The sequence below is a fragment of the Hydromonas duriensis genome, assembly GCF_004363775.1.
In the GTDB taxonomy this organism is placed as follows: domain Bacteria; phylum Pseudomonadota; class Gammaproteobacteria; order Burkholderiales; family Burkholderiaceae; genus Hydromonas; species Hydromonas duriensis.
Map to the genome: position 1 here is coordinate 1 of NZ_SNZE01000033.1, position 18670 is coordinate 18670.

The 18670-nt window shown below is 47.3% G+C and carries 20 protein-coding genes and 1 tRNA gene; 5 read left to right on the plus strand and 16 right to left on the minus strand.

The window, feature by feature from the left end; all coding sequences use genetic code 11:
* Positions 1-90: 90 nt before the first annotated feature.
* The 8 genes from DFR44_RS10290 to DFR44_RS10325 form a co-directional block, all read right to left on the minus strand.
* Positions 91-525, minus strand: coding sequence for a hypothetical protein (locus DFR44_RS10290; RefSeq protein WP_133621485.1), 435 nt, complete (start codon positions 523-525; stop codon positions 91-93).
* Positions 522-1025 (minus strand): hypothetical protein, encoded by a 504-nt coding sequence (locus DFR44_RS10295; protein WP_133621486.1) that lies wholly within the window; start codon positions 1023-1025, stop codon positions 522-524. The genes DFR44_RS10290 and DFR44_RS10295 overlap by 4 nt, the downstream gene beginning before the upstream one ends.
* 9 nt (positions 1026-1034) lie before the next feature.
* Complete coding sequence (locus DFR44_RS10300; protein WP_133621487.1) at positions 1035-1295, minus strand: PAAR domain-containing protein; 261 nt, start codon at positions 1293-1295, stop codon at positions 1035-1037.
* A gap of 440 nt (positions 1296-1735) precedes the next feature.
* Positions 1736-1828: transfer RNA gene (locus DFR44_RS10305), tRNA-Ser, on the minus strand.
* Between the two features lie 127 nt (positions 1829-1955).
* The gene (gene folE2, locus DFR44_RS10310; RefSeq protein WP_133621488.1) at positions 1956-2765 is read right to left on the minus strand and encodes a GTP cyclohydrolase FolE2; all 810 of its coding nucleotides are present in this window, start codon (positions 2763-2765) and stop codon (positions 1956-1958) included.
* 109 nt (positions 2766-2874) lie between these two features.
* Positions 2875-4731, minus strand: coding sequence for a 1-deoxy-D-xylulose-5-phosphate synthase (gene dxs / locus DFR44_RS10315; RefSeq protein WP_133621489.1), 1857 nt, complete (start codon positions 4729-4731; stop codon positions 2875-2877).
* A gap of 66 nt (positions 4732-4797) precedes the next feature.
* Positions 4798-5772 carry a polyprenyl synthetase family protein gene (locus tag DFR44_RS10320; protein WP_246012105.1) on the minus strand — a complete coding sequence of 325 codons (975 nt, stop codon included), beginning with the start codon at positions 5770-5772 and terminating at the stop codon, positions 4798-4800.
* Complete coding sequence (locus DFR44_RS10325; protein ID WP_133621490.1) at positions 5772-6020, minus strand: exodeoxyribonuclease VII small subunit; 249 nt, start codon at positions 6018-6020, stop codon at positions 5772-5774. Before DFR44_RS10325 ends, DFR44_RS10320 begins: the two co-directional genes overlap by 1 nt.
* Before the next feature lie 17 nt (positions 6021-6037).
* On the opposite strand from DFR44_RS10325, the gene DFR44_RS10330 reads away from it, so the two are divergent.
* Positions 6038-7420 carry an MFS transporter gene (locus tag DFR44_RS10330; RefSeq protein WP_211336938.1) on the plus strand — a complete coding sequence of 461 codons (1383 nt, stop codon included), beginning with the start codon at positions 6038-6040 and terminating at the stop codon, positions 7418-7420.
* Between the two features lie 96 nt (positions 7421-7516).
* Here DFR44_RS10330 and DFR44_RS10335 read toward each other — a convergent pair whose 3' ends face one another.
* Positions 7517-7852 carry a YegP family protein gene (locus DFR44_RS10335; protein WP_133621491.1) on the minus strand — a complete coding sequence of 112 codons (336 nt, stop codon included), beginning with the start codon at positions 7850-7852 and terminating at the stop codon, positions 7517-7519.
* 401 nt (positions 7853-8253) lie between these two features.
* On the opposite strand from DFR44_RS10335, the gene DFR44_RS10340 reads away from it, so the two are divergent.
* The 3 genes from DFR44_RS10340 to DFR44_RS10350 all read left to right on the plus strand — a co-directional run bounded on the left by DFR44_RS10340 (position 8254) and on the right by DFR44_RS10350 (position 10455).
* A complete protein-coding gene (locus DFR44_RS10340; protein WP_133621492.1) occupies positions 8254-8766 on the plus strand; it encodes an FKBP-type peptidyl-prolyl cis-trans isomerase in 513 nt (170 codons plus the stop codon).
* Positions 8767-8917: 151 nt separating this feature from the next.
* On the plus strand, positions 8918-9874 hold the full coding sequence (locus tag DFR44_RS11600; protein WP_133621493.1) for a zinc-ribbon domain-containing protein: 957 nt from the start codon (positions 8918-8920) through the stop codon (positions 9872-9874).
* Complete coding sequence (locus DFR44_RS10350; protein WP_133621494.1) at positions 9871-10455, plus strand: chorismate--pyruvate lyase family protein; 585 nt, start codon at positions 9871-9873, stop codon at positions 10453-10455. The genes DFR44_RS11600 and DFR44_RS10350 overlap by 4 nt, the downstream gene beginning before the upstream one ends.
* Positions 10456-10592: 137 nt before the next feature.
* On the opposite strand, the gene guaA is transcribed toward DFR44_RS10350, so the two are convergent.
* The 5 genes from guaA to guaB all read right to left on the minus strand — a co-directional run bounded on the left by guaA (position 10593) and on the right by guaB (position 15346).
* Positions 10593-12197: a glutamine-hydrolyzing GMP synthase gene (guaA, locus tag DFR44_RS10355; protein WP_133621495.1), complete on the minus strand. Its 1605-nt coding sequence runs from the start codon at positions 12195-12197 to the stop codon at positions 10593-10595.
* Between the two features lie 40 nt (positions 12198-12237).
* A complete protein-coding gene (locus DFR44_RS10360) occupies positions 12238-12489 on the minus strand; it encodes a hypothetical protein (protein ID WP_133621496.1) in 252 nt (83 codons plus the stop codon).
* Complete coding sequence (locus tag DFR44_RS10365; protein ID WP_133621497.1) at positions 12464-13015, minus strand: REP-associated tyrosine transposase; 552 nt, start codon at positions 13013-13015, stop codon at positions 12464-12466. Before DFR44_RS10365 ends, DFR44_RS10360 begins: the two co-directional genes overlap by 26 nt.
* 96 nt (positions 13016-13111) lie before the next feature.
* Complete coding sequence (locus tag DFR44_RS10370; RefSeq protein ID WP_133621498.1) at positions 13112-13753, minus strand: hypothetical protein; 642 nt, start codon at positions 13751-13753, stop codon at positions 13112-13114.
* 132 nt (positions 13754-13885) lie between these two features.
* Positions 13886-15346 (minus strand): IMP dehydrogenase, encoded by a 1461-nt coding sequence (guaB, locus tag DFR44_RS10375; protein ID WP_133621499.1) that lies wholly within the window; start codon positions 15344-15346, stop codon positions 13886-13888.
* Positions 15347-15613: 267 nt separating this feature from the next.
* On the opposite strand from guaB, the gene DFR44_RS10380 reads away from it, so the two are divergent.
* Positions 15614-16615 (plus strand): DMT family transporter, encoded by a 1002-nt coding sequence (locus DFR44_RS10380; RefSeq protein WP_162845249.1) that lies wholly within the window; start codon positions 15614-15616, stop codon positions 16613-16615.
* 92 nt (positions 16616-16707) lie between these two features.
* Here DFR44_RS10380 and DFR44_RS10385 read toward each other — a convergent pair whose 3' ends face one another.
* Together DFR44_RS10385 and DFR44_RS11480 are read right to left on the minus strand one after the other, a co-directional pair.
* Positions 16708-17715 carry a TerC family protein gene (locus tag DFR44_RS10385; protein ID WP_133621501.1) on the minus strand — a complete coding sequence of 336 codons (1008 nt, stop codon included), beginning with the start codon at positions 17713-17715 and terminating at the stop codon, positions 16708-16710.
* A 252-nt stretch (positions 17716-17967) separates the two neighbouring features.
* Positions 17968-18363, minus strand: a complete 396-nt coding sequence (locus tag DFR44_RS11480) for a tetratricopeptide repeat protein (protein ID WP_162845250.1) — start codon at positions 18361-18363, stop codon at positions 17968-17970.
* Between the last annotated feature and the right edge of the window lie 307 nt (positions 18364-18670).

Here is an 18670-nt window from a genome sequence, read left to right on the forward strand (position 1 = left end):
CGCCGGATACGCCGCCCTTGACAGATTTGATTGCTTTACTAAAACTGGGGTTTTTAATTCCACTTTGAAATGCTGTTATGTTTGGGATGATTACCCTTTTATGCCTTGCGCCTGACGTGTGTTTAAGACTGCACGCAAGCTGATACCCATTTGCTCTGCGACTTGACGGTCACTGCTGCGTCCAAGCTGGAGAATGAGTTCATTGGTCCACTGCAAACCAATGCGTTTATGGGGTTTGATGTTAAGGGCTTTGCGTTTGGCGGTGACGGCTTGACGCGAACATCCAAGCAGGTAGGCGATTTCTTGATCGGGTAGTGTGCCCAATAGGGCGATATGTCCTTCGCTCCAATTAACCCCACGGCGTCGGTTGATTTCAGTTAAAGCAACTCGTTGGTTTACCAATTGTCGAACGCGCATGACTTCTTCGATGGGGTAGCCTGTCTGTTGAGCGACTTCTGCAATACTCATATGGCTGAGTCGTTCGATGTCTTCGACTGTCCAATAGCCTGGGATGTGACCATTCATGAGGCGCGCTCACTTTTACGTTTGTGCGCGGCTTGGCCTGATTGGGTGAGGCTGTCGAGGAATTTGTCGCGGGCGCGTGGGTCGGGGGCTTCGATACAGTAGGGACACCAGACTTCGTAAATGCCCCACCAAATGGCTTTGAATCGGTGCCCTCGTTTGCATTGCCAGTCGTATAGGGCATTGATGTTGGTGTATTTGGGTGAGAGGCATTGACCGCCTTGGGTGCGGGCGTAGTTTTGTAAGTCGACAATGGTGTACATGCGGATGCTATTGCGTCCACATGATGGACACCAGCCGCCTGTGTATAGATTGTACCAGTTGGTTGCAAAGGTATGCCCTTGGCTGCATTGCACCCAAATCTTGGATTTGGTGTTGGTGTATTCGTGTGGTTCAGATAAGCAGTGCCCGTCTCGCTCGTCTACTTTGGCGAGAATCTTTTGCCACATCTGTTGTCGGCGTCGTTCAAGTTGTTGCTGTTTGGCCGCTTCGGCTTGTGTCATGATGTCGATTTAGTCGCCAATGGTGTGGGTCTCACACCCTGTGGTGATGGTGGCCCCGCATTCGGTTTTAGAGCCAACGTGGGCAACGGGCACACCGCCCACTTTGCTTATCACGATGCTGCTGACGATGGGGTTTTTACCGTGCTGTGGGCAGTCGAGAATATCTCCGATGCGAGCAATCGGAACCCCTCCCGCTTTAGCGTTGGATGCGGTGATAATCGTGCCGCCATGATCAGATGTGTCGCCTAAGCGTGAGACGGGGTATGCCATGTTTAAACTCCTGTATTGTTGGGTAAACTCGTTATAAATGTACATGCGTTCTTAAACTAATGCAAGTCAAATACCCTTACAATCCTGCTAACCCACGTCCAATGCCACCCGCTGCAATATGGGCCAAGCCTCGATCAGACACCTCTTGTGCTGCGTGTACGGTTGGATATTCGGTGCGGGTTTACTGGTGATGCTGCCGATTTTGGCAAATGGGTTTACAGCAAAGGTAAAAAAATTGGCTGGGCTGGTGAGACGAAGAAAAAGCGAGCGGGAATTGTTTGAGAAAACCTAATCATCAAATCAGTAAATTATGCAAAAAACACTCCCTCACAAGGAAAAAGCAATAAAAAAACAGGCATCAAACGATGCCTGTTTTATATTTTTTCAATCTTAAACCAACTTAAAATCGCCGCCAACACTTTGATTTTAAAAAATTATTCTGGCGGAGGCGGAGGGATTCGAACCCTCGATACAGTTTTAAGCCGTATGCTTCCTTAGCAGGGAAGTGCCTTCGACCACTCGGCCACGCCTCCGATTCACAAACCAGTTAAGACTGATTTGTAAAGAACGACAGTATAAACTTCTAAAAATATTCGGTCAAGTGCTAATGCTGAAAAATAGCAGTAAATACTTTTTAAATTTAAACGTTTATTTTAGCGTTTAAATATCAACCGACTGAATCACGGCATAAGCCGAGTGATTATGGATGGATTCAAAGTTTTCTGCTTCTACCGTAAATTGTGCCACATAATCTTGCGATTTGAGCACGCCCGCCACATCGCGCACCAAGTCTTCTACAAATTTCGGATTGTCATACGCACGTTCAGTCACGTATTTTTCATCAGGGCGTTTGAGCAAACCATACAACTCGCAGGAACCCTGTGCTTCAATTTGGGCAATCAGCGCGTGTAGGTCAAATTGCGCCATATTGGCATCGGCAAATGTCATGTGCGCGGTGACGTGTGAACGTTGATTGTGCGCGCCATATTCAGAAATTTTCTTTGAGCATGGGCATAAGCTGGTCATCGGAATCAGTACACTTAATGCCACTTGGCTTTGACCATGTTGATGCGTCCCGTTCAAAGTGATTTGATAGTCCATTAAACTTTTAATACCTGAAATCGGTGCTGTTTTTTCAACAAAGTATGGAAACTGTACTTGAATGTCGCCTTTTTGAGACTCTAAGCGCACCATCATGTCGTCAATCAACGATTTAAATGATGACAAAGTAAATACGTTTTTATTTTCTTCAAGCAGGGCAACAAAGCGCGACATGTGCGTGCCTTTTTGGTCGGCTGGCAAAAACACGCACATCGTATAAGAGGCCACAGTTGCTTGCGCACCTGCACCGAGGTCTATCTGCAGAGGAAAACGCACGTCTTTGATGCCGACGCGACTAATCGGCATATTGCGTGCGTCAACACTGCTTTGCACGTCGGGGATGTTTTTTAAATCAGTTGGAGAATTCATGAATATGCTTTCAATTAAGATTCGTTGGGCTGTTCAAAATAAATTGAATCGTTCCAGCACGCTGTCGAAATAGCCGATAAAAACAGTCAACTATTAAATACGGTTCACACTATGCCACAAAAGCAGAAACTGTGCTGGCGATGGATTGTTCGTCCAAGCCATTCAAAGCGTACAAGGCCGCACAGTCGCCGTGGTCAATGAATTTATCAGGTAAGCCAAGGTGTAGCACCTGTTTAGTCACCCCTTGCGCTGACAGCCATTCGCTGACGGCACTGCCAGCGCCTCCGACCTTGGTGGAGTCTTCGACGGTAATAAAATGGCTATGGGTGTGTATCAACTGAGTTAACAACGCTTCGTCAAGCGGCTTGACCCAACGCATGTCAACCAAAGTTGCGTTATTTTGCTCTGCGGCCAATTGAGATGCGTGTAGCAAAGTGCCAAATACTAAAATCGCGGCTTTTTGCCCCTCGCGCACGACCTTGGCTTTGCCTATGGGCAAGGTGTCTAAATCTGTTGGTACAACCGCGCCGATGCCTGAACCGCGTGGGTAACGCACAGCGGCTGGGCCTTCGTATTGATATGCCGTACTTAATAACGCGCGCGCTTCAGCTTCATCGGAGGGCGTGGCTATCAAGATTTGAGGCACACACCGCAGGTAGGCAATGTCGTACACCCCTGCGTGGGTGGCACCATCCGCCCCAACCAACCCAGCGCGGTCAATCGCAAAGGTCACGTCCAAATTTTGTAACGCGATGTCATGAATCACTTGGTCATACGCGCGTTGTAAAAAGGTGGAATAAATCGCTAACACGGGTTTCAAGCCATCACAAGCCAACCCAGCAGCAAAAGTGGCGGCATGCTGCTCCGCAATACCGACATCAAAATAACGTGATGGATAGCGTTCGTGGAACTCGACCAAACCCGAGCCTTCACGCATGGCGGGGGTAATCCCGACCAACCGCCAATCTTTCTCGGCCATGTCGCATATCCATTGCCCAAAGACTTGGGTAAACGTCGGCGACTTCGGCGCAGTCGTCGGTTGAATGCCTTGCTGTGGGTTAAATTTTGAAGGGCCGTGATACATAATCGGGTCTTCTTCAGCGAGCTTGTAACCCTGCCCTTTTTTAGTGATGACGTGCAAAAACTGAACACCGCCCCGATGCTTAAGGTTCTCTAAAGTCGGCAGCAATGAATCCAAATCATGGCCATTAATCGGTCCAATGTAGTTGAAGCCAAACTCTTCAAACATGGTTGCAGGCACAAACATGCCTTTGGTGTGTTCTTCAAAACGCTTGGCAAACTCAAGCACAGGTGGCGCAGACTTGAGAATTTTTTTCAGTTTGTCACGCGCACCCCCTACTAAATTGCCACTGAGTAAACGTGCCAAATAGCGGTTTAAAGCACCAACGGGAGGAGAAATGGACATGTCGTTGTCATTCAAAATCACCAACAAATTGATGTCGTCGGTCACGCCCGCATTGTTCATCGCTTCAAAAGCCATGCCACCCGTGAGCGCACCATCACCAATCACCGCAATATGCTGCCTCTGACTCAAACCCAAATGACGAGCCGCAGCAGCCATGCCCAAAGCGGCGGAAATACTTGTCGATGAGTGTGCTGTACCAAACGCATCGTAAGGCGATTCGGAGCGTTTAGGGAAGCCTGACAATCCGCCCTGTTGGCGCAAAGTGTGCATCTGCTCTCGGCGACCCGTCAAAATTTTGTGGCCGTAACTTTGATGACCGACATCCCAAACGATTTTATCCTCGGGCGTATTGAACACATGATGCAACGCAACTGCCAATTCAACTGTACCTAAATTGCTTGATAAGTGTCCGCCTGTTTGCGCAACAGATTCTAGGATAAAACCGCGCAGCTCCTGAGCCAATTGACCCAACTGGTCACGCGATAACCCGCGCACATCGGCGGTATCGTTAATTTGTTCAAGTAAAGAAAAGTTCGTCATCTGATGTTTTTTCTAAAAATCGTTCGAGTCTATTCGTGTTTATTCTTGTCTATTCTAAGCTATTTTTTAATTGACCCGTTGCGCGCAAAATGCGGCCAAATCAGCCAATCGCTGAACGCTTTCTGTCGTTGAGCCATCTTGCGCCGTCAATGAAACTTGCAATACACGCAAAGCACTCTCGTATAAATCATCGGCATAACGCGTGGCTTCCTCCAACCCAAGTGCGCGAACATAAGTCGGCTTTTCGGCTCGCTCGTCTTTACCTGCGGTTTTGCCCAAAGTGTGGCTGTCTTGCGTGGCATCCAAAATATCGTCCACGACTTGAAACAACAGTCCCAAATGTTGCGCGTATTCATCCAACGTCTGCCACTGGGATTCGGTCGGCTGACCGCACAAGGCACCCATTTTCAGGCTCGCTTGTAACAATGCCCCTGTTTTCAAACGGTGCATGCGCTGCATATCCGCCATTGTCATCGCTTGTCCAACATGATGACAATCAATGGCCTGCCCACCCGCCATACCCGCCGCACCAGAGGCTTGCGCCAAGGTGCTCAATAATTTCACTTGCACCGATGCCGCGACACCGACATCCGCCGCACTCAAAATCGAAAAAGCCAAAGTCTGTAGCGCGTCGCCCGCGAGCAACGCCATCGCCTCACCGTATTTGACATGCACCGTCGGCTGACCACGGCGCAAATCATCATCGTCCATACACGGCAAATCATCATGAATCAACGAGTACGCATGAATACATTCCAAAGCAGATGCGACTTTCAATAGGGTTGCTGGCTCTGCTCCAAACAACTGCCCTGCAGCTAAAGCCGCCAAGGCACGCACGCGCTTGCCGCCGTTCATTAAACCATGCGCCATCGCGGCCTTTAATGGCGATTGCTCAGCAATCTCCAAGGGCATGGCGGTGTCAATCACTTGCGCCAAATGAGTTTCAACTTGCGGGCGCATGTGTTCTGCCCATTGTGAAAATGCGTGTGCATCGCCTTTGAAATCACTCGTTTGTCGAGCGGGCACGGTTAAATCCAACATTACGATGACGCTCCCGTGCTTAAATCAAAAGGTTTCACCATATCGTCCTCAACGATTTTGACTTGCTGCTCAATTGCTTGCAACTGTGCTTGGCAAAATTTAACCAAGTACGCGCCACGTTGATAGGCCAATAACGACTGCTCAAGCGCAAACTCTCCGCTTTCCATACTGTCGGTCAAGGCTTCCAGCTCTCGCATGGCGTCTTCAAAACTCGAAGGTTCTTTGTGTTTGACTTTGGTCTGTGCCATAAAAATAATCCTGTAAAATGGGCTCAATTTTACGTGAAAATGGGCACGAATGGGGTGCTTTATCGCGGGAAAAGCCGCAAGCACAAAACCCAATCGCACGAAAGAAAGCTGTTTATAATCCACTCTCTATATTTCAACAGCACACACACATCATGCCGCCCAAGTCTCATTTCGTCACCAAGCCCTTCATCGCCTTATTAACCTACCGCTTATCCGTGGTTTTATGTTACCAAATTGTCGCCGTGGTGGTTGGTTGGCAAGTATATGACTTCACTCACGACAAGTTGGCATTGGGCTTGATTGGCTTATCTGAGGTGATTCCCTATTTCGCCAGCGCGTTATTTGCGGGATATGCGGTTGACCATTACTCTCGCCGTGGTCTGGGGATATTGGCTTGCGCATTGTTGCTATCCATGGCTATTGGACTGACTGTTTTTTCAAGCGGCATGACTGAATTTGTAGCGCATTGGGGCGTTTGGCCCATTTATGCTGCAATTGCCTTATCGGGTTTGGCGCGCGCTTTTTTAAGTCCTGTTTACAACACGCTTCTGGTTCAATTGGTTGAGCGCGAAAATTATGCCAAAGCGGCGGGAATCGGTTCTGCCGTTTTTCAATTTGCTCAAATTTTAGGCCCTACCATCGGTGGTCTGTTGGTGGCTTTTGGTAGCCCAACATCGGCTTACGCCATCACGGCTTTATGTGCTTTAACAGGCATGTTGGCATTAATGCGGTTAAAACGGCACGTCACATCCAACCCAAAACCACCCCAATCTGGCGACATCAAGGCTATTTTCACCAGCATCCAGCAGGGACTGCAATTTGTGTTTAAAAACGAAGTGTTGCTCAGTGCCTTGGCGTTGGATATGTTTGCCGTGCTGTTTGGTGGCGCGATGGCGCTCTTGCCCGCTTTTGTCAATGATGTGTTACATCAGGGGCCTGAAACCCTCGGTTTATTAAGGGCCGCACCCGCCGTTGGCGCAATTGCCATGGGTATTTATTTAACACGCAACCCCATCAACCGCCATGCAGGGAAAATTTTACTCTCCTGCGTCGCGGCATTTGGCATGTGCATGATTGTTTTTGCCTTATCAAAAACCTTATGGTTATCGGCCTTAGCGTTGGCGCTGTCGGGGATGTTTGATAGCGTGTCCGTGGTGTTGCGTTCAACCATTTTGCAACTGACCACGCCTGATGACATGCGGGGCCGAGTATCCGCCATCAATGGCTTGTTCATCGGCTCGTCAAATGAAATCGGCGCATTTGAGTCGGGTGTAACCGCGGCTTGGCTTGGTCTGGTCCCGTCGGTCGTGGCGGGGGCATTGGTGACTTTGGGCATCGTTGCTGTTACGGCCAAAATCGCCCCCAAATTGCGGCGATTACACATTCAAGACTTGCTTTAATAAAAAAAGGAAAAGTTAAACTTTTCCTTTTTTTATTGAGTATTGATTGAGCATACTTAACATTCAAAGCACACCCTGAAATGCTCAACCTTTTTATTAAGCCGTCAAGTCTTTAATCTTGTCTGTGCCACCATTTTTCATGACGGATTCAATGCCGTTGTCGCGCGAAGCCTCTGACGCATACATCTGACTCGTGCCAATAATCTGATGATTAGCGGCTTTCAAATTAAAATACGCTTTACCATTCGTCGCTGTTTCTTTACTAAAACGCGCCGCATCGAGGCAATTTTTTTGCACCGATTCAATGCCATTCTTCGCCGCGGCCAGCGTGGTGTATTGTTCACTGCTTAAAATCGGTTCGCCATTGCCCGCCACCAATTTGAAACGATATTGGCCATTGTCACTTTTTGATAATTCGTACCATCCACTCATGCTGTTCTCCTTAAAGTTCGAAAAATAATACATCACTCAAACATCTGCCCATCGTCGTCCAAACATGGAACGATGCCTTGTTATTCTACTCCATTCAATCAACAATCTCGCCATGACAGGGGTATTTATGAATTAAACACACCAAAGTTAAACTTTGAAAAATGTCGATTAAAGCAATGCAATGTTCAATGACCATGCACCAATAATGGCTATCGCCACATTAAATTCAGTTTTTACGCACGGCATTTGTTATCGGCCTCATCCCATCTTTAAAACTGTTCACAAATAGGGTTTTCACGTATAATAATGGAGTCAAAAAAAACATCATGCTCCACTTAGGCTTAACTAATTCAACATGATGCTTTTTATAAAAATACATTCAACCTCATCGAAAGTCTCGTATGAAAATCGCAAAAAACACCGTAGTCACCCTCAGCATGGCTGTCACTGACGCGCAAAACAACCCCATCGAAGAAACCTCAGGCGACGGTTTTACTTATTTGCATGGTGGTTACGATGATTTTTTCCCAAAAATCGAAGAAGCACTTGAAGGTCAAGAAGTAGGATTCAAAAGCACCATACAATTAGAACCTGACGACGCTTTTGGTGAATACGATGCAGAGTTGGTTCGTGTTGAAGACCGCTCTTTATTTCCAAAAGAAATCGAACCTGGCATGATGTTTGAAGGCATTCCAGAAGGTGGCACAGAAGATGACGTGGAGTTTTTTACAATCACTGATATCGAAGGCGATAAAGTCGTACTCGACGGCAACCACCCCCTCGCAGGACAAGCGCTACGTTGCACCGTTACAGTAACAGAAGTGCGTGAAGCCAGCGAAGAAGAAATAGAACATCAACATGTTCATGGTGCAGATGGCCATCATGACCACGACGACCACGAAACCGTTCATTAATCCTTAAAAATGCGCCTTTTTAGCGCATTTTTAATGAACGTCTTAATGAGTAACGAGCCGACATTTTTTAATAACAGAAATACTGGATTCAAGCTCAAGCATGTATGCCCTGAGCCAGACAATCTAAACACCGAAACAACTTGGAAAACCGATGAGCACCTTTGGTACACGCTGCCCCTCTTGCTACACCACATTTAAAGTAAACTCAGAACTTCTGCGTTTAAACAATGGCTTTGGCACATGCGGTCAATGTGGGCATGTATTTGATGTGCAAACCGCCTTATTTCTATTACCGCGACACAACACGAAGGCTATTGAGCACCCCGTGCAAACAGACTCGCCTTGGCCCGTCCTCAGCACAACGGTCTCGATTATCAAAAAAATGCCGCATGTTGAACATGACATCGAAATAAAAGCTGAACCTGCCCAAACAGCACCTGTTGCTCCGAAAACTCAAATCGTCCACCTAAAACCTGCAAGCCATATTGCGACGCAGGTCACAAGTATGTTTTTTCGCGTTAAAAACAAACCAGAGCAGGTCAAACAAACAGTAGTACAAGCAGCACAAGCAGCACAAGCAGCACAAGCAGCACAAGCAGCACAAGCAGCACAAGCAGCACAAGCAGCACAAGCAGCACAAGCAGCACAAGCAGCACAAGCAGCACAAGCAGCACAAGCAGCACAAGCAGCTCAAGCAGCTCAAGCAGCTCAAGCAGCTCAAGCAGCTCAAGCAGCACTTGCGGAACTCGCTGAACAAGCCGCACAAGCGGCTCAGCTTGCGCAAGCGCAATATTTAGCAATCCGCCCAAATATCATCACATCACTTGATGGACTGTTGGACAACGTGACGTTCCACGCAAAGGAAACACCAAACACGCCAACAGCAACATTCTCAACATTGCCTGCTGCGGTCAATTACAGTCTACCGACAACCACCGAGCACCATGCAGCCTCTAATAGCAAACGATGGCTCAGTGTCGCATGCTGGGTATTGCTCATCGGCGCGTGCTTACAAACCGCTGGCTTGTTCTCGCGCGAAATCAGTCAAAACATTCCCGCGACCCAACCGTTATACGAGCAACTTAATTTGCCGACCAATAAAGGATGAGCTCATCTCTGCATTCGCCTTGGCAAAGGCATGTTCCACAAATTCAGCGAAAACATCAACATTGGCTAACAGACACGGGCTCTCTCACGCAAAAGCTAAAAAACCACTGTGAACAATTTGTGGTTCAACGTGTGAGACAGAATCGTGCTTTTTTGAATTTATCTGAGACCAAATCGCTCTGTTTACCTTTGGGTCGTCGAATTTTGCAACGACAAGTTTTACTGATTTGTGACGACTCGCCCGTGGTGTTTGCACACACAGTCACCGCACTCGAACGTGCTGGTCGTGACTGGCCTTTTTTTAATCAATTGGGCAATCGCGCCTTGGGATTGACCTTATTTGCGAATCCTTTGGTGTGCCGTTCTGATTTTGAATACACCCGCATCTGCGCACAAGATGCGTTATATCAAATCGCCCAAACGGCCTTACACACGCACCACTTCAAAGTCAATCTGCCACGCCATATATGGGCGAGACGCTGCCTATTCCAGCATGTGCGCCATCAAAATAGCCGCATGATGGTCACAGAATTGATGCTGCCCGAGATATATCAATTAGAAAAAACAAGCAAAGCACGCTAACCTCGCTAAGGACTTCATACAAGCGCATGCGGTGTTTTGAGTATCATTTTGTGCACTGGCGTACTTGCGAGTTTAAGTAAGCTATTCTTCGCGTAGGTTCACACGCATTTGTAAAACCTACGCCCAATCAATAAAAACTACTCCCACTCAATCGTCGCAGGCGGCTTACCTGACACATCATAAACCACTCGATTGATACCCCGAACCTCATTGATAATGCGATTTGAAACTTTGCCCAGTAAGTCGTACGGCAAATGTGCCCAATGCGCAGTCATAAAATCCAAGGTTTGCACTGCGCGCAAAGCGACCACGTACTCATAAGTACGACCATCGCCCATCACGCCCACTGATTTGACGGGTAAAAACACCGCGAATGCTTGGCTGGTCAAGTCGTACCAATTTTTACCTGTCGCTTCATCCACGGTATTGCGCAATTCTTCAATAAAAATCGCATCGGCACGACGCAACAAGTCCGCGTATTCTTTTTTCACTTCACCCAAAATCCGCACGCCCAAACCAGGGCCTGGGAACGGGTGACGATACACCATGTCATGCGGTAAACCCAACGCCACGCCAAGCTTGCGCACTTCATCCTTAAACAACTCACGCAACGGTTCGAGCAACTTGAGCTTCATGTTTTCAGGCAAACCGCCAACATTGTGATGCGATTTAATTGTATGCGCCGCTTTTTTGCCCTTGCCTGCCGATTCAATCACATCAGGATAAATCGTGCCTTGCGCCAACCATTTGGCACTGGTCAATTTGTGCGATTCCGCATCAAACACTTCAATGAACTCACCGCCAATGATTTTGCGTTTGGCTTCAGGGTCAGTCACGCCAGCGAGCTTGCCCATGAAATCATCCACCGCATCGACACGAATCACTTTCACACCGAGATTCTTGGCAAACATCTCCATCACCATGTCGCCTTCATTCAGGCGCAACAAGCCGTGGTCAACGAATACACACGTCAATTGGTCGCCAATCGCACGATGAATCAAAGCCGCCGCCACCGACGAATCCACACCACCCGACAAACCGAGAATCACCTCTTCATCGCCGACTTGCGCACGGATATGGGCAATCGCCTCTTCAATATAATCGCCCATCGCCCAGTCTGCACGCGCACCGCAAATGTCTTTGACAAAGCGGCTCAAAATCGCCTCGCCCTGCACCGTGTGCGTCACCTCAGGGTGAAATTGCACCGCGTAGAAATGCCGCGTCTCATCCGCCATCGCCGCAATCGGGCACGAATCAGTGGACGCCATCAATTTAAAACCGTCGGGCATGTGCGCCACCGAGTCACCATGACTCATCCACACGTTGAGTAAACCATGCCCTTCGGCCGTCGTTTCGTCCGCGATGCCATCCAACAAACGCGTGTGACCGCGCGCGCGGATTTTCGCAAAACCAAACTCACGCGGCTTGCCCAAGGCTTCCGCCGTTTGCACATCGCCGCCAAGCTGCTGCGCCATGGTCTGCATACCGTAGCAAATACCCAATACAGGCACACCCAACTCAAACACCGCTTGCGGCGCGCGTGGCGTATCGCCCTCCGTCACCGAGTTGGGGCCACCCGAAAGAATCACGCCTTTAGCTCCGTAGTTTTTAACAAACTCATCAGAAACGTCATACGGATAAATTTCAGAAAAAACACCCGAATCGCGCACGCGGCGGGCAATGAGTTGAGTGACTTGCGAACCGAAGTCTAGGATAAGAATTTTGTCGTGTGAATTACTCATAAATTTCTTTCAAAAAACGATGGGGCAAGCCCATCCAAAACTACTTTAAACCAACCACGTAGGATGGGCAATACCCATCGAACATCAACCCAATTAACCACATACGTAGGGTGGGCACTGCCCACCGCGCATCAACCCAACGAACCATACGCAGGGTGGGCACTGCCCACCACGCATCAACCCAACGAACCATACGTAGGGTGGGCAATGCCCACCGCGCATCAACCCAACGAATCATACGCAGGATGGGCACTGCCCACCACACCTCAATCAAGCTCACCAAAATGCCCATCAGACACACGCAAACCCTCACCCCAATTCAGAGGATAAACGCCTTGTTTCACATAACGATGAAATGTCGAATGTGGCCAATCCGCCACCCGCTCAACCAACCCATGCTTCACGGGATTGTAATACGCATAATTTATACAACGCTCAAAATCGGCATCATCACGAACTTGATGCTCCCAAAATCGCCGCTGCCAAACAGATGACTCACGGCGTTTGATGTTCGAATCACTCAATCGCCACGTTTGATTCAATCGTCCACCGCACTGCTGGCTCACATAACGTTTAATTTCGCCCCAACGCTTGCCAAAATCCGCATCATGCTCAGGCAACGTCCAAATCGCATGCAAATGGTCAGGCATCAAAACCCAAGCATCAATCTCAAACGACAACTCTGCCCGAACCACTCCAATCGCCTCACGCAAAGCCAATCGCACATCCCCGTCACACAATATCGGTTGGCGTTGATGCGTCACCACTGTAAAAAAATACGTCGCCCCAGCCACATTTGAACGGCGATAATTAGGCATCTTCCCCCCGTAGGGTGGGCACTGCCCACCGATTAAAATGGATGCGTGATGCAAGAAAGGTGGGCAGTGCCCACCCTACGTTACTACTATAGAGTTTTAAATCTTAAAAACCCCAAAAAAACGTTTGTTATAATACTTAGCTTCTAAGTAGTCAATAATATAACTGACATCATTTAGCAATAGTATCTTTTCCTTCAAATGCCTTATCACCTGTTCAGGTGTAAAGCATAGTAATGTTGCATATTTATCTTGAGTGTACGCTTGATGCGACTCGCACTCTGTAAGCTCATATTTTATTTCGCCATTTCCATTCTTAGAGTCCACTATAATCTCAGCTTTATGGGTATAACGATCCCTTACACTTGAATAAAACTCATCTTTGCAACGCTTTATATGCTCATCTATCTCGCAACAAATTGCATAATATAAATCTAAGTCCTTAGCTTTTTGCCCATCATTTAGGATAGCGATTAAAATTGATTTATTTTTACTCCAAGAATCCATTTCATTGCATCCAGCCTTAATAAGATTAGAGAAATGTAATTCGCAGTTATTAAGAATCAAACTTGCTTTCAAAGCCTGAATATTCTGGTTCATCAGCCTCAACTCGAGCACAACCGAGCTTGAAGCATTTTTTAGAGTTTTAGCATGATTATGAAAATAAGTCCAAATAGCAACCACAACAGCTGCTATTGTAGCCACATAAGATAAGTTTGCTAAAAAATGATTTTCATTCATAAAAAACGACATTGACATTCTTCCTTAAAACTAGAAAATTCATTCAATACAAGGTACTAATCACCTCAATTGCAGCACACAATAATTTGCAAACATGGAGTTTTTAAAAAGCGGGACTAGCCCGCTCTATTTTTAACCAACGCTATAATTCGGCGCTTCCTTGGTAATCTGCACATCATGCACATGGCTTTCGCGCATACCTGCTGAAGTGATTTGCACAAACTCGGCTTGGGTGCGCATGTTTTCGATGGTGGCGCAGCCACAGTAGCCCATCGAAGAGCGGATGCCGCCGACCAGTTGGTGAATGATATTGAGTACGCTGCCTTTGTAAGAGACGCGGCCTTCGATGCCTTCGGGTACGAGTTTATCGACGTTGCCTTCGTTGTCTTGGAAATAACGGTCTTTTGAGCCTTGCGCCATTGCGCCGAGTGAGCCCATGCCGCGGTATTCTTTGTACGAACGGCCTTGGTAGAGCACGACTTCACCAGGGGATTCTTCTGTGCCCGCGAACATCGAACCGAGCATGACGGAGTACGCGCCAGCGGCGAGGGCTTTGGCGATGTCGCCTGAGTAACGAATACCACCGTCGCCGATGAGCGGTACGCCTGTGCCTTCAAGGGCTTTGGCAACATTGGCAATGGCGGAAATTTGCGGCACGCCAACACCTGCGACGATGCGCGTGGTGCAAATTGAACCAGGACCGATGCCGACTTTGACGCCGTCTGCGCCGTGTTCGACCAGTGCCAATGCGGCTTCGCCAGTGGCGATATTGCCGCCGATGACGTCGACATGCGGATAATGGGTTTTGACCCATTTGACGCGGTCAAGTACGCCTTGTGAGTGACCGTGCGCAGTGTCAACGATGATGACATCCACACCTGCTTTGACCAGCAAATCAACTCGTTCGTCGTTTTCAGGGCCAACGCCAACCGCCGCACCGACACGCAATTGTCCGCGTGCGTCTTTGCACGCATGCGGGTGTTCTTTGGCTTTTTGGATGTCTTTAACCGTAATCAAGCCTCGCAATTCGTCGTGTTCATTGACGATGATGACACGTTCCAAACGGTGTTTATTCATCAAGCGTTTAGCGACTTCAAGTGAATCCTCTTCGCGGGTGGTGATGAGGCGTTCGCGCGGGGTCATGATGTCGGCGACCAGCGCATTTAAGTTTTCTTCAAAACGCAAATCACGGTTGGTGACGATACCAACGACTTTGTTGTTTTTGACCACGGGGAAGCCCGATACGCCTGCATCTTGCGCCAATTCTAAAATTTGGCGAACGGTCATTTCGGGCGTGACTGTCAATGGGTCGCGCAAAATACCCGATTCGTAGCGCTTGACTTTTGCGACTTCGAGGGCTTGTTTTGCGGCGGGTAAATTTTTATGAATGATACCCAGTCCACCTTCTTGCGCCAGCGCAATGGCCAAACGCGATTCGGTCACGGTGTCCATAGCGGCAGAAACAAGGGGAATATTTAGGGTGATGTTGCGCGAGAGTTTGGTTGCCATTGAGGCATCGCGCGGGAGAATGTTAGAATAACGAGGTACCAATAAAACGTCGTCGAACGTCAGGGCATTTTGAATTAACCGCATGGGGCTTTTCCTTTCGCACAAAGCGAAATTATACGTTATTTTTTATTTTTGAGCGATGAACTTATGCCAACACGACCGTTTTAAATGAATTTATGTATCAAAAGAATTATTTTTATTAAGTTGACATGCTAGAATCTTCAACAAAAATAACTAACGGCCAGATGGTTTTCAACGACCGAGATGATTGTCGCTTGTGATGCGTTGTGCGTTCACAACCACACCATCTTTATAATCACCACCCCTAGCCGCTCTACGCTAAAGAACTTCATGAATTTCAATCAACACAACACAATCAGCCGTGGGATTTTTGCGGGCATCGGTGCGGGCGCCTTGTGGGGCTTGGTGTTTCTATCCCCTCAAGTCACGTACCAATTTTCACCACTCTCACAAATGGTGGTGCGTTACTTGTGTTACGGTTTTTTTGCAATCACGTTGAGCTTGCGCACGATTTTTCCGCTCATTAAACAATTGACTAAGCAGGATTGGCAACGCTTGGTCGTGCTTTCATTGCAAGGGAATATTGTGTATTACATGTTTCTTGCAACAGGGGTTAAATACGCAGGTATCGCGCCGACCACGTTGATTATTGGCGTTTTGCCATTGACCATCACGCTCATGGGGCGTCATGAGCATGACTCGCTCCCCATCAAAAAATTGCTCGCGCCGAGCCTGATGATTATTGCAGGCATTGCCGCCATCAGTCTGGATGTGTTTTTGCACAGCTCAGAAACATTAACCAGCACACCCTTACAACGTGCGCTGGCGTTGGCGTGTGCGGCTGGCGCATTGGCTTGCTGGACGTTTTACGCGTACCAAAACGCACAGTACTTACGCGCCCATGCGCATGTGGGCGCGAGCGATTGGTCTAATCTCACGGGCGTGGTCACGGCTTTATTGGCTATCGTCATGCTGGCGATTGGCTATTTGGTGTCGCTCTTTCAGCCCGACAGCCTACTCGCACTCAACACCAACCCCTCTTTAGACTGGCTAACCTTTATTTTATTCGGCGGTTTCGGTGTGGCTTTTTTCGCCTCATGGCTTGGCAATATGTTGTGGAACAAAGCCAGTCAAGCACTGCCCATCAGCCTTTCTGCTCAGTTAATCGTGTCAGAAAGCCTGTTTTCATTACTCTACGGTTTCTTATACGATGCGCGCTGGCCGAGGGCACTCGAATGGCTTGCAATCGCCTTGGCTCTATCAGGCGTGCTTTGGGCGATTCGCCTGCACGTTAAAGCCGACCCGAGCGATGCCAACATCGAGATGCACTGAATGTTCTAACGAAGATGAAGGCATATTGACCCACGCCACCATCCAAGCATCTCGACACTAGCCCTTTCAAAAATTGATGGTTGACATACGTCCTATGAGCCACGCTTATTGGATTCATCATTGGCTTGAGCTTCCCACAAAGACGGCTCATCCATTTTTTTGCGGCTGCTCCATACAGACACCAGCATCGAGCTCACAATCAAAGTGGCTGTAACCGCCAAAGCAATACCAATCGGGATTTTGTAAAAATCTATCATCAGCATTTTGGCACCGATAAACACCAAGACCAGAGCCAAGCCATAAGCCAACAGATGAAAACGATCCGCCAAATCCGCCAACAAAAAATACAACGCTCGCAAACCTAAAATCGCAAAAATATTCGCAGTCAACACAATAAACGGGTCGCTGGTGATTGCAAAAATAGCAGGAATGCTATCGACGGCAAAAATAAGGTCAGTCGTACCAATCAAAATCAACACCACAAATAAAGGCGTGTAGTACTTAATCCCATCAATCGTCGTAGACAACTGCTCACCATCAAAACGAGTGGTGATGTTAATGCGTTTTTTCAAAAATTTAAGCACAGGATTCATCTCAATGTCAGGGTCTTTGCCCGCAGCAAGCCACATTTTAACGCCCGTCACAACCAAAAACGCACCAAACACATAAAGCAACCAATGAAACTGCGCCAACAACCAAGCACCCGCCACAATCAAAATGGCGCGGAGAATAATCGCACCAATAATCCCAATAATTAAAGCGCGTTTTTGAAACTCAGCTGGAATCGAAAAGTACGTAAACAACATCAAAAATACAAAGATGTTATCAACAGATAAACTTTTTTCAACCAAGTAACCTGTAATGAACTGCATCGAGACCGTATTCGCCACCTCTCGTCCTTGGCTGCCATTTAAATACCACCACAGCCAGCCCACAAAGACAAATGCCAAGAAGAACCACAACAGACTCCACAAAGCAGCTTCTTTTATCGTGACTTTATGCGCCCCTTGCTTCTCCATCACCAACAAATCCACGGCAATAGCAAGGACGACAAAGGCAGCAAAACCCGCCCACATCCACCAAGTTCCGATTGTTTCCATGATAAGCACCTCGTTTTAATAAGAATAATTATCGAGGCCAAAGGAGTGGGAGCGAAAAAAAGACCCAGAACCGCAACACCACCCAGTGGCCAACAGTTCTAAGGTCTTGCTAACATTCGTACTGTGAATGCTTGCATGCCGGAAATAAATCAAACATTTCGTAATGACGACAATGCAACAAAGAAGCTACTCCCCAAAGAATAAGAAAATTGTAGTAAAACCTAGCAAAACAGTCAACTATTTTTAATTTAGCTACTCAAGATTATTGTAACCAGCATTCATTAAAGCCTGTTTAGCAGACTCCCTTAAAACAAGATTTCTACCATCTTCAAAGCCGTTTGACCACTGAATTAATTGCTCTACAGCTGCTTTTCTATTAGAAGAATAGTATAAATAACTCTCAAAATAAGATATTGCTTTTTGTTGCTCACCAAGCTTGGCAAATATTTGCCCCGCCAATAACAATGAAGAGCCTCTTTTTGGCTTTAAGTTTAATGCACGATTTAAATATGGAATTGCTTTTTCAATGTCTTCATGTTGATAATATGCATAAGCAAGGTTACATAATATTTCAGCATTTTCTGAGCCTCTTTTTGAAGCCTCATTAAAAACAAATATAGCATCTTCTATTCTCCCTTGTTGTAACAATATGATTCCTTGTTGATTAAGTGACTGCTGACTCCTCGATGGAAGTAACCCATCCTGACTGAATGCTATAAAAGGTTCTTGAGTGGCTTCATTTTGTACAACAGACGAGGCCAAAACTGAATTCGTGGTTTGAGCTTGAACTGGATTAGAAGTTTGAACTAGATTTGGCTTGCTAGATTGTTGTGTGTTTATTTTTATAGCCTTAGATTCTTTGATCTGCCCTCATTTCAACGGACATTTTAAGCAGCTATTTTAGATGCTGCGGATTCAAATTTTACAGGGCTTTGGTATCCCAATTTTGAATGTT